The 13,255-nt window shown below is 72.3% G+C and carries 14 protein-coding genes and 1 tRNA gene; 5 read left to right on the top strand and 10 right to left on the bottom strand.

Annotation, left to right across the window (positions count from 1 at the left end; translation table 11 throughout):
- Window positions 1-157: 157 nt before the first annotated feature.
- The 7 genes from J2X59_RS11160 to J2X59_RS11130 form a co-directional block, all read right to left on the bottom strand.
- Window positions 158-1,204, bottom strand: a complete 1,047-nt coding sequence (locus tag J2X59_RS11160; protein WP_066651831.1) for an NAD(P)-dependent alcohol dehydrogenase — start codon at window positions 1,202-1,204, stop codon at window positions 158-160.
- 136 nt (window positions 1,205-1,340) lie between these two features.
- Complete coding sequence (locus J2X59_RS11155; protein ID WP_326496717.1) at window positions 1,341-2,402, bottom strand: glycerate kinase; 1,062 nt, start codon at window positions 2,400-2,402, stop codon at window positions 1,341-1,343.
- A gap of 28 nt (window positions 2,403-2,430) precedes the next feature.
- Entirely contained in the window at window positions 2,431-3,546 is a 1,116-nt protein-coding gene (locus J2X59_RS11150; RefSeq protein WP_326496716.1) for an FAD-dependent oxidoreductase, read from the bottom strand.
- 37 nt (window positions 3,547-3,583) lie between these two features.
- Window positions 3,584-4,705 (bottom strand): AI-2E family transporter, encoded by a 1,122-nt coding sequence (locus tag J2X59_RS11145; protein ID WP_271826966.1) that lies wholly within the window; start codon window positions 4,703-4,705, stop codon window positions 3,584-3,586.
- A 94-nt stretch (window positions 4,706-4,799) separates the two neighbouring features.
- Entirely contained in the window at window positions 4,800-5,069 is a 270-nt protein-coding gene (locus J2X59_RS11140; RefSeq protein ID WP_066651839.1) for a GlsB/YeaQ/YmgE family stress response membrane protein, read from the bottom strand.
- Window positions 5,070-5,272: 203 nt separating this feature from the next.
- A complete protein-coding gene (locus tag J2X59_RS11135; RefSeq protein ID WP_326496715.1) occupies window positions 5,273-5,590 on the bottom strand; it encodes a hypothetical protein in 318 nt (105 codons plus the stop codon).
- A 44-nt stretch (window positions 5,591-5,634) separates the two neighbouring features.
- Window positions 5,635-5,708: transfer RNA gene (locus tag J2X59_RS11130), tRNA-Gly, on the bottom strand.
- Window positions 5,709-5,925: 217 nt separating this feature from the next.
- Here J2X59_RS11130 and J2X59_RS11125 point away from each other — a divergent pair.
- Together J2X59_RS11125 and J2X59_RS11120 are read left to right on the top strand one after the other, a co-directional pair.
- Window positions 5,926-7,005, top strand: coding sequence for a DUF6177 family protein (locus J2X59_RS11125; protein ID WP_326496714.1), 1,080 nt, complete (start codon window positions 5,926-5,928; stop codon window positions 7,003-7,005).
- 25 nt (window positions 7,006-7,030) lie between these two features.
- Complete coding sequence (locus J2X59_RS11120) at window positions 7,031-7,342, top strand: hypothetical protein (protein ID WP_209684196.1); 312 nt, start codon at window positions 7,031-7,033, stop codon at window positions 7,340-7,342.
- Between the two features lie 45 nt (window positions 7,343-7,387).
- Here J2X59_RS11120 and J2X59_RS11115 read toward each other — a convergent pair whose 3' ends face one another.
- The gene (locus tag J2X59_RS11115; protein ID WP_326496713.1) at window positions 7,388-9,433 is read right to left on the bottom strand and encodes a cytochrome c oxidase assembly protein; all 2,046 of its coding nucleotides are present in this window, start codon (window positions 9,431-9,433) and stop codon (window positions 7,388-7,390) included.
- Between the two features lie 86 nt (window positions 9,434-9,519).
- On the bottom strand, window positions 9,520-10,635 hold the full coding sequence (locus J2X59_RS11110; protein ID WP_326496712.1) for a GNAT family N-acetyltransferase: 1,116 nt from the start codon (window positions 10,633-10,635) through the stop codon (window positions 9,520-9,522).
- A 102-nt stretch (window positions 10,636-10,737) separates the two neighbouring features.
- Between J2X59_RS11110 and dcd the strand changes: the two genes are divergently transcribed.
- The 3 genes from dcd to J2X59_RS11095 all read left to right on the top strand — a co-directional run bounded on the left by dcd (window position 10,738) and on the right by J2X59_RS11095 (window position 11,854).
- On the top strand, window positions 10,738-11,325 hold the full coding sequence (dcd, locus tag J2X59_RS11105; RefSeq protein WP_326496711.1) for a dCTP deaminase: 588 nt from the start codon (window positions 10,738-10,740) through the stop codon (window positions 11,323-11,325).
- Window positions 11,326-11,441: 116 nt separating this feature from the next.
- Window positions 11,442-11,696, top strand: a complete 255-nt coding sequence (locus J2X59_RS11100) for a helix-turn-helix domain-containing protein (protein WP_326496710.1) — start codon at window positions 11,442-11,444, stop codon at window positions 11,694-11,696.
- Between the two features lie 20 nt (window positions 11,697-11,716).
- The gene (locus tag J2X59_RS11095; protein WP_326496709.1) at window positions 11,717-11,854 is read left to right on the top strand and encodes a hypothetical protein; all 138 of its coding nucleotides are present in this window, start codon (window positions 11,717-11,719) and stop codon (window positions 11,852-11,854) included.
- A gap of 269 nt (window positions 11,855-12,123) precedes the next feature.
- Here the strand turns inward: J2X59_RS11095 and J2X59_RS11090 are convergent, their stop codons facing one another.
- Window positions 12,124-13,239, bottom strand: coding sequence for a substrate-binding domain-containing protein (locus J2X59_RS11090; protein WP_066651861.1), 1,116 nt, complete (start codon window positions 13,237-13,239; stop codon window positions 12,124-12,126).
- Window positions 13,240-13,255: the final 16 nt, after the last annotated feature.

The raw sequence follows: 13,255 nt of genomic DNA, 5'->3' as shown, positions 1-13,255 counted from the left end.
GTCCGCCGGTGGGGTAGCGGGGGGTGGGTCTGTTGGTGGGGGGGGTGGCGGCGCGGGGGGCGGGGGGGGGGGGGGGCGGGGGGGGGGCCCCCCGGGGGGGGGGGGGGGGGGGGGGGGGGCCGGCCCCCCCCCGCCCCTCCCGTCCGTGGACCCGTCGTCAGGCCAGCGTGGCCGCGTCGATCACGAAGCGGTAGCGGACGTCCGAGGACAGCACGCGCTCGTACGCCTCGTTGACCTGGTCGGCGCTGATGAGCTCGGTCTCCGGCAGGATGTCGTGCTCGGCACAGAAGTCGAGCATCTCCTGGGTCTCGGCGATGCCGCCGATGGCCGAACCGGCCCAGCTCAGGCGGCGCGGGATGAGCGCGAACGCCGGGACCTCGAGCGGCTCGGACGGGGCGCCGACGTTGACGAGCGTGCCGTCGACCTTGAGCAGCCCGAGGTACGCCTTCATGTCGAGCTTGGCCGAGACGGTGTTGATGATGAGCTCGAACGACTGCGCGAGCTGCTCGAACGTGGCCGGGTCCTTCGTCGCGTGGTGGGCCTTCGCGCCGTAGCGGAGCGAGTCGGCCTCCTTCGACGTGGTCTGCGACAGGACGGTGACCTCGGCGCCCAGGGCGACGGCGATCTTGACGGCCATGTGGCCGAGGCCGCCCATGCCGACGACCGCGACCTTCGAGCCGGGGCCGACCTTCCAGTGGTGCAGCGGCGAGTAGGTGGTGATGCCGGCGCAGAGCAGCGGCGCGACCTTCTCGATGTCGAGCGACTCCGGCACCTTCAGGACGAAGTCCTCGTTCACGACGACGGCCTGCGAGTAGCCGCCCTGCGTGATCGAGCCGTCGGCGGGGTCGACGCTGGCGTAGGTGCCGATGTTGCCCTCGAGGCAGTACTGCTCCTGGCCGGCACGGCACTGCTCGCACTCGCCGCAGGAGTTCACCATGCAGCCGACGCCGACCCGGTCACCGACCTGGTGCTTCGTGACGTTCGCGCCGACCTCGGTGACGTGGCCGACGATCTCGTGGCCGACGACCTGCGGGTACTGGATCGGACCCCACTCGCCGCGGACGGTGTGGATGTCCGAGTGGCAGATCCCGGCGTAGGCGATGTCGATCATGACGTCGTCGGGGCCGACGTCACGACGGGTGATGGTGGTCTTGACGAGCGGCTCGGTGGCCGACGGTGCCGCGTACGCGTTGACGGTGCGCATTGGTCTCCTCGTGGGGGTGCTTCTCGGGTCGGGTGCGACCCGCTCCCCAGTGTGGTCCCGCGCCCCGGGGGCAGGGAGGTTGCGTCGGGGTACCCCTCGTGCGCCCGGGCGGGCGTGTCGGCCACGCCCCGGGCGCTCAGCCGACGAGCCGCGCCAACCGCTGCCCGGCGATCGTCGCGAAGCGCAGCGGGTCACGCAGGGCGTCGTCCGGCTCACCGGTCGTCTGCGTCGCGAGCACCACGAGCGAGGCCGCCGCCGCGAAGTCGTCCAGCCGCGCCTCGATCTCGCCCGCGACCAGCACCACCCGGGCCCCCGGCGCGTGCTCCGTCGCGAGCGCCCGGACGACCGTCGGCACCTTGCCCGCAGCGCTCTGCTCGTCGAAGCGTCCCTCGCCGGTGACCACGACGTCGGCGCCGTCGAGCAGCGACGGGAGTCCGAGCACGTCCGCGACCGCGAGCGCTCCCGGTGCGAGGGCCGCGCCCCAGGCGAGCAGCCCGAAGCCGACACCGCCCGCGGCACCGGCACCGGGCGTCGCGGGGTCGACCTCGGGCAGGCTGCGTGCCCAGGCGGCGAGCCGCTCCTCGGACGCCGGGGCAGCGTCCGGCGTGATGCCCTTCTGCGGTCCGAACACGGCCACCGCACCGGCCGGCCCGAGCAGCGGTGACGTGACGTCGGACAGGACGACCACCCCACCGGCGGGCAGGGGCCGGAGCCCCGACCGGTCGACCGCGCCGGAAGCACCGACGGCGAGCCCGAGCGCCTCGAGCACCGGGCGTCCGCCGTCGGTGGAGGCGCTGCCCCCGATGCCCAGCACGAGCCCGGTCGCGCCCGCGTCGAGCGCCGCCGCGATCGCCTCGCCGAACCCTCGGCTCGTCGCGGTCTCCGGGAGCAGTGCCCCGCCCAGGAGCGGCAGCCCGCTCGTCGCCGCGAGCTCCACCACGGCCCGGCCGTCGGGCAGGCGCAGCCAGTGGGTGTCGACGGGGGTGCCGGCCGGCCCGGTCACCGTCACGGGCACGTGTTCGGCCGCCGGGTACGCCGCGGCGAACGCGTCGAGCGTGCCCTCGCCGCCGTCGGCCATCGGCACGGTGACGACGTCGTCCTCCGGCCGTTCGTCGAGCCACCCGGCCCGGACCGCCCGCGCGGTGTCGGCCGCCGTAGCGGTGCCCTTCAGGGAGTCGGGAGCGATGACGACGCGCACCGGACCACCGTAGCGGGGCGGCGGGCGGTCAGAGGGCGAAGCGGGGGATCGGCTCGCCACCGGTCGCCAGGTCGGCGAGGAGCTCCCCGAGCAGCGGCGCGAACTTGAACCCGTGGCCCGAGAACCCGGTCGCGACGGTGAGCGGTCCGCGCCGGTCGATGACGAAGTCCTCGTCCGGCGTGGTGTCGTACAGGCAGCTGATGAACGTCGGGCGTGTGGCGTCGACGCCGGGGACGTACCGGGCGACGTAGGCCTGCAGCCGCGCTGCCTCCTCGGGCACGGGGCGCTTGTCGCGGGCGTCGGGGTCGACGACCGGGCCGGTGCCGTGGAACCCGACCTTGACGCCCTCGCCCGGGGTCAGCAACCCGTACACGTCGTCGCCGTCGGCCCAGTGCACGAACGACGGCCAGGCCTCGTCCGGCAGGTGGGTCGGGAAGTGGGCGGGCTGCTCCTGGGTGACGCGGACGGCCGGGAGGCGCGCCCCGCGTGCGGCGAGCACGTCACCCACCAGCGTGGGCGCCCAGGACCCCACCGCGGCCACCACGCTCGCCGTGCGGAGCGCCGTGCCGTCGTCGAGCGTCACGGTGACCGCGTCCCCGTGGTCCGCGACCGCCGCCACCCGGGTGCCGAACCGGAGCTCGGCGAGGCCCGTCCGCTCCGCCAGCGTCAGCAGGAGCTCGATCGTGTCGGCCGACCGGATGCGTCCGGCCGTCGCGTGGGTCAGGACGTGCCCCTCGAACGCGATGCCGGGCCAGCGGTCCGCGGCGGCCTCCGGGGTCAGGGTCTCGTGGGGGATCCCGGCGTCCGCCAGCGCCGCGGCGATGGCGTCGACCACCTCGGGCCGGCCGTGGTCGACCGCGCCCGTCCGGTCGAGCAACGTCGTGCCGGTCGTCGACTCGAGGGCGTCCCAGAGCGCGAGCGCGCGGGTCGTCAGCGCGACGTACTCCGGGTCGCTGTAGCCCTGCCGGAAGATCCGGGTCGTGCCGTGCGACGAGCCCTCGAGGTGTCCGCGACCGTGCTGCTCGACGAGCAGGACGCGCTCGCCGCGGGCGGTCAGGGCCCAGGCCGCGGCGGCGCCGACCACGCCGCCGCCGATCACCACGTGCCCGTCGAACCGGGTCTCGTCCGGCTGTGTCCCGTCCATCAGGGCAGCGTAGTGCGGCATGGTGACCGCCCGGCGCTCAGCCGACCGGTACCGTCTCGCGCCGCTTCTGCCGCCAGGGCGTCGCGGGAGCGTCCTCGCCGTTCCACACCTGCACGACGCCCCACCCGGCGGCGATGAGCGGCACCGCGAGCAGCGCGCCGGTCACGCCGCCGAGCACGGTGCCCGCGGTCAGGCCGACCAGGATGACGAGCCCGTGCAGCCGCAGCGTCCTGCCCATGAGCACGGGCTGCAGGAAGTTGCCCTCGATCTGGTTGACGAGCACGACGATCGCGACGACGATGACCGCCTTCACCGGCCCGAGTGCGACGAGGGTCACGAGCGCCGCGAGGGTGCCGGCGATCGGTGCGCCGATCATCGGGATGAACGAGGTCACGAACGCCACCACCGCGAGCGGGATCGTCAGCGGGACGCCGAGCACGGCGAGCCCGGTGCCGATCGCGACCGCGTCGAAGGCGGCGACGGCGGCCGTCCCGCGCACGTACCCGCCGAGGGTCGTCACCACGCGGTCCCCGATGCGGCGCGCTCGGTCGTACTGCTCGCCGGTGAACGGGCGGAGCAGGAACTCCCACAGCGCGGGGCCGTCCTTGAGGAAGAAGAACAGGATGACCGCCATCAGTACGGCCCCGGTGACGACGTTCGTCACCGCCGAGATGCCGGCGATGGCCCCCGCCCCGAACCGGGCACTCGTCACGAAGTCGACGACACCGTCCACGGCGTCCTCGATCTGCCCGTCGGTGATGCGCACGGGCAGCTCGTGGAGCAGGTCCTGCACCTGCTGGAGCCCGTCGACCGCCGAGTCCTGCAGCGAGGACCACTGGTTCGCGACGGCGGCGACGAGGAGCCACAGGACCCCGGCGAGCACCGCGAGGACGGCCACGAACGCGATCGTCGTGGCGAGCACCGACGGGACTCCGTGCCGACGGAGCCAGCCGACCAGCGGGTGCAGGGCCGACGCGATGATGAGCGCGAGCAGCACCGGGATCGTGACGAGGCTCAGCGTGGTCGCAGCGGTGACGATCCCGCCGAGGACCACGACGATCACCACGGTCTGCAGGCAGCGCACCGCGAGTCGGCCGTACGGGTCGGTCCAGGTGCTCGGGCGGACGCTGGTCGGCGCGGGGGAACGGCGCAGGTGCATGGCGGGGTCTTCCGGGTCGTGCTGACGGGGGTGGAACGACGGGAGGCGCGGTGCCGTCCGGCACCGCGCCTCCCGTCGTCGTGGAGCTCGCGGACTACGCGCGGCTCCCGCGGCGGCCCGTGATGAGGCCCCAGATCACCAGCACGACGAGTGCGCCGAGGATCGCGATGATCCAGGACTGGATGCTGAAGAAGCCGTCGTAGCCGACGTTGAAGACCGCGCCGCCGATCCAGCCGCCGATGAGGGCGCCGATGACACCGAGGACGAGCGTGGCGAGCCAGCCGCCGCCCTGCCGACCGGGGAGGATCAGCTTGGCGATGGCGCCGGCGATGAGGCCGAGGAGGATGAAGCCGAGGAAGCTCATGGGTGGTCCTTTCGTTGTGCGGACGTGCGTGATGTGTGGGTCCGGGACGCCGGAGGTGGGGTGAGCCACTCGGGACTGGAGCACGAGGGCCGCCGGCTCCGTCGGGAGCCCACACGGTGCATCGACCGTTGACGCGTTCGTCCAAGGAGGTCTACCAGGCGCTGCCCGGGCGGGTTCGGAGCCGCGTGTACCTCACCGAGGCGTCAGCCCTGCTCGTCGGTGTCCTCCCGTGCGCGTCGCTGCTCCTCGGCGTGCTCGGCGCGGAGCCCTCGACGGCCGGCGAGCCGTTGCAGGAGCTTCCTGAGGAAGCACGCCTCCATGACGACGGCGATCAGGAACCCGGAGAGCGCGAACACGACGTGGGCGGCGTCGGAGCCGCTCGTGAGGACGATCGTGGGGAAGCCGACCAGGAGCGCAGCGCCGCCGACGACGTTCCACCAGCACGCGACGATCCCGTCCGGCATGCGGTTCGACAGTCGCGGGTCGTCCGACGGATCGGTGCGATCCCACCAGGACGTCATGCACGCAGCGTAGCGAGTCTGACGACGGGCATCAGGAGGAGCAGTGGAGCGAGTGACGGGAATCGAACCCGCGCTACCAGCTTGGGAAGCTGGAGTTCTACCATTGAACTACACTCGCGCATCCCGCCGGACGGGACGCAACAAGCCTAGCGGATTCTCCGCTGGACGCCAGCCGAACGCGCGCCGCACGGTCCGTGGCGGTGGTGGGTCGGGCCTCCCGGTCGGTCCGGCCCGGTCGCCGTGTCTCCCCTGTGAGGTGCCCTGGCCGACGGACACGTGTCGTCGGCGTGTGTACCGTCCAGGGGGTTCCGACGCCCTACCGGAGGAGGACCCGGATGGTCAGGCATCCCCTCATCGACGACGTGGTCGGCCCCGCCATCGTGGTCCGCTCTGCATCGCCGGTCGTGTGGTTGACGGAGTCGCTCGCCTCGCTGCTCCGTCGTGCGTCGGAGTCCGGCCGCACGGTCGTGCTCCGCACCGGCCAGGAGGCATCCGTCACCCCCGCCCTGCGGCACGCGCTGGGCGTGCACCAGGCAGCGTGGGCCGTGGACGGTCCCGACGGCAGCATGCGGGACGGTCGCACCGGCGTCGCCGCCGCGGGCATCGAGGACTTCGTCCGCCGCGGGCCGGAACTCGTCGGTCCGCCGGCACCGCGACACCTCGCGTCGCAGGACTCGGTCCGCCAGATCAGCATCGACCTGACCCTGCGCCACCACGCCGGTCGGTCGGTCGACATGGGGACCGCGATCGAGGCCCTGTGCGAGACCGTCGGCACCTGTCCCACCCACTGGGGCACCAGTGAGCCGCTCACGGTGCCGTGGGACCGCTGGGTCGTCACGCAGTACGCCAAGCACGAGGCCCCGGAGGTCTCGACCTCGTACGCGCACGGCGAGGGGTTCTCGGCGACCATGACCGCGCACCTGCTCGACGGTGTGGTCGTCGAGACGATGTCCGCGGTGCTGACGATCCCCGAGCACGGTGCCGACCCGGCACTCGCGTCGCGGCTCCTGGACGCGGTGCACCGCGTCGCCGACCAGGTCGAGCCGGTGTTCGGCGTCGTGATGCAGCGCCGCGGGGATGCCGACCACCTGGTCCGTGCCGTTGCCCACGAGGAACCGACCCCGCTGGCCGTCGTCGTCGGCCCGGAGGCGGCGGAGTTCCTCGACCGTGCCGGCGAGTGGCCGCCACCGCGCACGTCGACCTCGGGCTTCGGCGGCGGTGGGCTGGTCGTACGCTTCGACGACGGGTGGGAGGCGCTCGAGTCGTTCCTCGACCGCATCGACGAGGACCGCTTCCTGCAGCTCGTCGGCGGTGCTCCGCTCGACCCCGCACACGACGAGGGCGCGCTGGACGGTCACGACCGTGGGTCGCACGCCACCTCCGGCCGGAGCACGGGCGGTCAGGGTGCCGCGTGACGTGACACTCCTCTGCCGTGGACCGGTGGAGACCCGCGACGTCGCTGAGGCGCTGCTGCTGCACGACGAGTCGTGGGGCGTCCGAGCACTCGACGACGGTCCGGTGCTGCAGGTCTGCCGCGACGCGACGCACCCGGTGATCACGGTGCTCGGTGTCCGACGGGTCGACTCGATCGACGAGGTCGCGCGGATCCTGCCGGACGCCCCGACGCTGTCCGCGCCGCTGTGGTGGGTGGACACGGTGACGCCGTTCGGGCCGGAGGGCGAGCCGGGTGTGACCGCTGCGCTCGAGGCGTCGATGGAGCTCGACGCCGTCTGCATCGTCCACGGCGACTGACCCGACGCAGGGCCCGGACCCCGCCCGGGGCCCGGGGGATCGGCGTCAGTCGCGCTTGCTCATGGCGGCGAGCCGCTCGTTGTACGCCTTGAGGTCCGCGTCGCCGTCGCGCTCGGCCTTGCGGTCGAGGCGCTTGGCGTCCCGCTTGTCCGTCCGTACCCAGTTGCGCACCACGAGCAGCGCGACGAACACCATCGGCAGCTCGGACGCGCCCCAGGCGATGCCACCGCCCGTGTGCTGGTCGGCGAGCAGTGCCCGGTCGTCTGTCTGGCCGAGGGCGTGGAACCAGTCGGCCGCGAAGACGGACTGCGAGGTCATCACGGCGACGCCGAAGAAGGCGTGGAAGGCCAGGGTCGCCAGCAGCGCGATGATGAGGATCGGGTACTGCGGGCGCTTCGGACCCGGGTCGACGCCGACGAAGACCCAGAAGAACAGGTACCCGCTGAAGACGAAGTGCACGACCATCACGACGTGCCACTCGTGCGACTGCATCGCGTACTGGAACGCGGGGGTGAAGTAGAACACCACGAGCGACCCGGCGAAGATGACACCGGCGACGGCGGGCTGCGCGAGGAACTGCATCCACCGTGAGTGCGTGAAGAGCATGAGCCACTCGCGAGCGCCGCGCGACCCGTCGTTCCGCACCGGCAGGGTCCGCAGCGCCAGGAGCACCGGCCCGCCGAGCACGAGCGGCAGCGGCACGAACATCATGAGCAGCATGTGCTGGAGCATGTGCGACGAGAAGTGCACCATGCCGTAGACCGCCGGCCCGGCCGAGGTGGTCCAGATGAACAGCGCGCAGCCGAGCAGCCACGCGATGGTCCGGCCGACCGGCCACGAGTCCCCGCGCTGCTTGAGCTTCCGCACCGACAGGAGGTACCAGCCGGCACCGACGACGGCGATCGCCAGGTACACCCAGTCGATGTGCCACTGGGTCAGGTAGGTCTGCACGGTCTGCGCCGGCGGGTACGTGTACCCGAGCAGGCCGGAGCGGGTGTCCTGCCCGGTCTCCGGCGTCTGCGGGATCGGCGGCTGCGAGCGGGACACGGCGACCGAGACGCCGATCGCGACGGCCATGAAGACGACCTCGGCCAGGGCGAACCGCACGAAGAGCTTCCGGTCGAGCGGCGCGCGGAGGAGACCCGGCACGAGCTTCCGGCGCTGGGCGACCCCGGCGAGCCCGAGCAGCACGAGGATGACGGCCTTGACCGTGATGAGCCAGCCGTACGTCGTCGTGACGAGGTCGGCGGGGCCGGTCAGGCGGAGTGAGGCGTTGACGATGCCCGAGAAGGCCACCGCGGCGAAGGCCCAGCCCGCGAGCGTCGAGTAGCGGGCGACGACCCGGCCGGTGGCACCCTTCGTCCGGGTGCGGAGCAGCAGCACGGCGACGAGACCGCCCGCCCAGACGCACACGGCGACCAGGTGCACGGCGAGCGAGTTCACCGCGTTCGCGTGCTCGAGGGCGCCCGCGGCGTGCCCGGAGAGTGCGAGGGGCAGCAGCGCGAAGAGCGCGGCGACGGTGGCGACCGCGAGCGTGGTGACCCGGGTGGCGAACGCGGCGACGAGCGTCGCGACGAAGATCGCCGCGGCGGAGACGACGAGTGACTGGCCGATCTCGACCTGGAACGCGAAGAGCAGGAAGTTGCGGGCGAACACCGGGCTGGTGAGCGGGACGCCCAGGGTGTTGGCGCCGGTCAGCACGATGCCGACGACGGCCGCCAGGAACCACACGGCACCGGCTGCGGCACCCCACCGGGCGGCTCGGTGCTGCACGCTCGACATCGTGCCGTGGTCGGCCTTCTTCGCGGGCAGCGCGAACGCGGCGACGACGAGCAGGCCGATGGTCAGGGCGGCGGTCGTGTCGTGCACCACGCGGGCGACCGGCAGACCGTACTCGACCAGGTCACCGGCGGAGACGAGCTGCTGCGACGCGGTGAAGGCGCCGGTCACGGTCATGCCGAGCACGGCGCACGCCACGGCGAGGGGGATCGCGATGACCAGGACCGTCGCGACGGTGGTGGATCGCGCGGTGGTGGGGGCGGGGTCGGGTGCCGTGTCCCCGGGCTGCGTGGCGGCTGACGTGACGGTCATGACCGTCCAATGGTAGGTCGCCCGCCTGACACCCCGGTCCCAGTCCGGGACCGCCCCGCTCCCGACTCCGGACGCCCGATCGGCCGTCAGTCGCGGTGCTCCCAGATGCCCTCGCTGCCGACCCCGACGAACCCGACCGCCTCGTTGACGTCGAGCATCGGCCGGTTCTCCTCGGCGTTGGAGGTGACGATCGACGGCCGCCCCGGGAAGTCCCGCTCGACGGTCTCGATCCCGACCACCTTGAGGAGCCGTCCGAGCCGGTGCCCGCGGTGCTCGCGGAGCACGAGCGTGTCCCACTGCATCACGGCTCGAGCGGGATCCGCCGGTATCTTGATCTGGCTGAAACCGGCCAGGGTGGTGCTCTCGACGTGTTCGACGGCGACGGTCAGCATGGTGTGCGGCCCGCTCGCGAGCTGCTCCTCGGACTCCCGGACGCGGGCGGCGGTCCAGACGTCCTCGGGCTCCGGCATGTCGCCCTCCGGCGCGTCGGTGCTCATCCGGGTGTGCAGCAGCGCGAGGTCGTCGAGCCACCGTTCAGGGGTGGCTCCGGTCCACGAGTGCACCCGGTAGCCGGGACCGGCCGCCGTCGTCGCGCGGTCGTGCAGCTCCCGGACGATGGAGGCATCGGCGGGGAGCGTGAGTCGGCTGACACGGTTCACCTGTCCGAACCGCCAGCCGCGTCCGGTCAGGAAGCGCACCGCTGCCTCGTCCTCGGGGACGGCGCCGGAGCCCGTCGGCGCCTGGCGGTACCCGGGCCCGTCACCGGGACCGACCTGCCGCGAGACCGCGTGGGTCTTCCACTGGGTGCGTCCCTCGGCGCGGGCGACGCCCTCGAGGTGGTCGGCGAGCAGCGTGCCGATGCCGCGGCGCTGTCGGTCGGGGCGGACACCCACCGACAACCAGCAGTTCGTCGTGCCCGGCTCCGTCTTCGAGTCGTACGCCCCCGATGCCACGACCTCGCCGTCGCCGTCGCGCACGACGAACAGGCGGCTCGGTGCGTCGGGCTCGCGGCACATCGGCAGTGCCTCGGCGGGCGTCCACGCCAGTTCGGGCAGCCCGTGCACCGCGACCTCGGCGGCGTCGGACACCGCGAGCCAGTCCGAGAACGCCCGCACCAGCTCCGGGTCGTCGTCCATCGTCGCCGGCACGACGAGTTCCTCGACGACGAGCTGCCCGTCGACCGTGTCGGTGTGGTCGGCCATCGTTGCCCCCTGCGGTCGGCCGGTCGGACGGCCGTCGTCCGCCGCCCGGCAGGGCAGCCTCGCAGCATACCGGTGGCCGGACCCTGCCGCTAGGGTTGCTGCGTGCTGCTCTCCGACCGCGACATCACCGCCCAGCTCGCCGAGGGGCGGATCGGCCTCGACCCGTACGACTCCTCGCTCGTGCAGCCGTCGAGCATCGACGTCCGCCTCGACAAGTACTTCCGGCTGTTCGACAACCACAAGTACCCGCACATCGACCCGGCAGAGGACCAGCCCGAGCTCACCCGTCTCGTCGAGACCGACCCGGACGAGGCGTTCGTGCTGCACCCGGGCGAGTTCGTCCTCGGTTCGACGTTCGAGGTCGTGACGCTGCCGGACGACATCGCCGCACGCCTCGAGGGCAAGAGCTCGCTCGGTCGCCTCGGCCTCCTGACGCACTCGACGGCGGGCTTCATCGACCCGGGCTTCTCGGGCCACGTCACGCTCGAGCTGTCGAACGTCGCGACGCTGCCGATCAAGCTCTGGCCGGGCATGAAGATCGGGCAGCTCTGCTTCTTCCAGCTCTCGAGCCCGGCGGAGAAGCCGTACGGCTCTGCCGAGTACCAGTCGCGCTACCAGGGCCAGCGTGGTCCGACGCCGTCGCGCTCGGCGCAGAACTTCCACCGGGCGGACGTCTCGCGGCGCGACTGAGCCCCAGGCGAGCGCCGCCCCTGCGCCGCTCGCGCGCGCCGCGACCGAGGCGCCGCGCGCACCGCCGTAATGTATCGCGTACGTGTGAAATTTCGTGTTCTGTGTATCGTGGCGCCATGGCCGAAGCTCCCGTCCGAGCGCCGCAGCCGGTGGTGGCGTCAGAGATCATCCGCGATGCCCGGCTGCGCGCCGGCCTGACGCAGGTCCAGCTCGCGGCGCGCGCCGGGGTCACGCAGAGCGCGGTAAGCACGTACGAAAATGGTCGCCGGGAACCTTCACTCGCGATGCTGCAGAGGCTCGTCCGAGCAGCAGACTTCGAGATGGCGGTCACCCTCCTTCCGAAAGTCACGGCGGTGCCGCTTCTCTTCTAGAGCTCAGTCTTCCGCGATCGGTGATCGGCGACCGGCTGACGGGCGGTGGCGCGGTGCCCTCGGCGGCCGTCCTGCTCGAGACGGCCCGGACGGACGTGCCGCGGCTCCGCGAGGCGGTCGAGCGGTTGCGCGCGCACCGCGCCCAGCGGGCCGACTGACGGACGGGAGGCGCGTGGCGGCACCGCCACGGGCCTCCCGTCCGCCTGCCCCCCCCCCCCCGACACCGAGACGGGCGTGTCTCCGGGGGACGCCCCCGGAACGGCGAGACGCCGCCGGAACCGGCGGCGTCTCGCCCCGCTCAAGGCGTGCAGCGACGTGCGGAACGAGCGCGACGCGGAACTCCCGGCAATGCGGAACGGCCCCGTCTCGCCGGAGCGAGACAGGGCCTTCCTCGTGCTGTGGTGCTGTGGTGCTGCCGTGGAGGGGATCAGCCCTTCTTGGCGAGCTCCTCGAGGGTGTCGTTGCCCTTGTAGGCCTCGACCGCGTTCTCCTTGGTGACCAGGACCGGGGTCAGCTCGACGGCCGGCACGACCTTCTTGCCGTTGTCGTTGTTCTTGTCCTCGGTGGTCTTCGGGGTCTTGCCGTCGGCCAGGTCGGAGACCAGGTCGATCGCGGCCTGCGCCTCTTCGGTGGTGTTCTTGTAGATGGTCGAGTACTGCTCGCCCTGCATGATCAGCGGGATCGAGGCGGTCTCGGAGTCCTGACCGGTGACGACCGGGTTCGGCTTGCCGGCCGCCTTGGTGGCGGTCAGGATGGCGCGGGCCAGGGTGTCGTTCGGCGACAGGACGCCGTCGAGCTCGGTGTTCGTGTACGACTTCGTCAGGATGTCGGTCATGCGCGACTGGGCGTTCTGCGCGAGCCAGCCCTGGGTGTTCGTCTTCGAGAACGAGGTCTGACCCGAGACGACCTTGAGGGTGCCGTCGTCGATCTTCGGCTGGAGCACGTCCATGGCGCCGTTGAAGAAGACCTTCGCGTTGGCGTCGTCGGGCGAGCCGGAGAAGAGCTCGATGTTGTACGGGCCGCTCGACTTCTTGGCCTTCATGCCGTCGAGCAGGGCCTGGCCCTGCAGCTGGCCGACCTTGAAGTTGTTGAACGCGACGTAGTAGTCGACGTCGTCGGTGTTCAGGATGTTGCGGTCCCAGGCGATGACGACGGCGCCGGACTTCTTGGCGGCGGCGACCTGCGTGCCGAGCTGCGAACCGTCGGCGGCACCGATGATGATCGCCTTCGCGCCCTTGGTGACCATCGACTGGATCTGGCCCTGCTGGTCCGGGACCGGGTTGCCGGCGTTGGCGTACTGGATGTCGGCCTTGAAGCCGGCGTCCTCGATCGACTTCTCGAACGCGGCACCCGCGAGGACCCAGTTCTGCGAGGTCTTGGCGGGGAGCGCGACGCCGATCAGGTCGCCCTTCTTGATCTGGACGTTCGAGGCGCCGCCCGACGAGTCCGAGCCGGCGTCCGAGTTGCCGCGGGCCGAGCAGCCGCTGAGGGCCAGACCCGCGACGAGTGCCAGGCCGATGCCGGCGATGAGCTTCTTGCGCATGAGATTGCTTTCTCTT

It is taken from the genome of Curtobacterium sp. 260 (genome assembly GCF_030803485.1).
Taxonomy (GTDB): domain Bacteria; phylum Actinomycetota; class Actinomycetes; order Actinomycetales; family Microbacteriaceae; genus Curtobacterium.
Note: the sequence above shows the minus strand (reverse complement) of the source record. Positions and strands in the feature narration are given on the sequence as shown.

Coding starts and splice junctions, on each gene's coding strand:
- J2X59_RS11140 (WP_066651839.1), bottom strand. CDS start 5,069: ATGAGCTTCCTCGGCTTCATCCTCCTCGGCCTCATCGCCGGCGCCATC.
- J2X59_RS11125 (WP_326496714.1), top strand. CDS start 5,926: ATGGTCAGGCATCCCCTCATCGACGACGTGGTCGGCCCCGCCATCGTG.
- J2X59_RS11115 (WP_326496713.1), bottom strand. CDS start 9,433: ATGACCGTCACGTCAGCCGCCACGCAGCCCGGGGACACGGCACCCGAC.
- J2X59_RS11145 (WP_271826966.1), bottom strand. CDS start 4,705: ATGCACCTGCGCCGTTCCCCCGCGCCGACCAGCGTCCGCCCGAGCACC.
- J2X59_RS11160 (WP_066651831.1), bottom strand. CDS start 1,204: ATGCGCACCGTCAACGCGTACGCGGCACCGTCGGCCACCGAGCCGCTC.
- J2X59_RS11090 (WP_066651861.1), bottom strand. CDS start 13,239: ATGCGCAAGAAGCTCATCGCCGGCATCGGCCTGGCACTCGTCGCGGGT.
- J2X59_RS11100 (WP_326496710.1), top strand. CDS start 11,442: ATGGCCGAAGCTCCCGTCCGAGCGCCGCAGCCGGTGGTGGCGTCAGAG.
- J2X59_RS11135 (WP_326496715.1), bottom strand. CDS start 5,590: ATGACGTCCTGGTGGGATCGCACCGATCCGTCGGACGACCCGCGACTG.
- J2X59_RS11150 (WP_326496716.1), bottom strand. CDS start 3,546: ATGGACGGGACACAGCCGGACGAGACCCGGTTCGACGGGCACGTGGTG.
- J2X59_RS11110 (WP_326496712.1), bottom strand. CDS start 10,635: ATGGCCGACCACACCGACACGGTCGACGGGCAGCTCGTCGTCGAGGAA.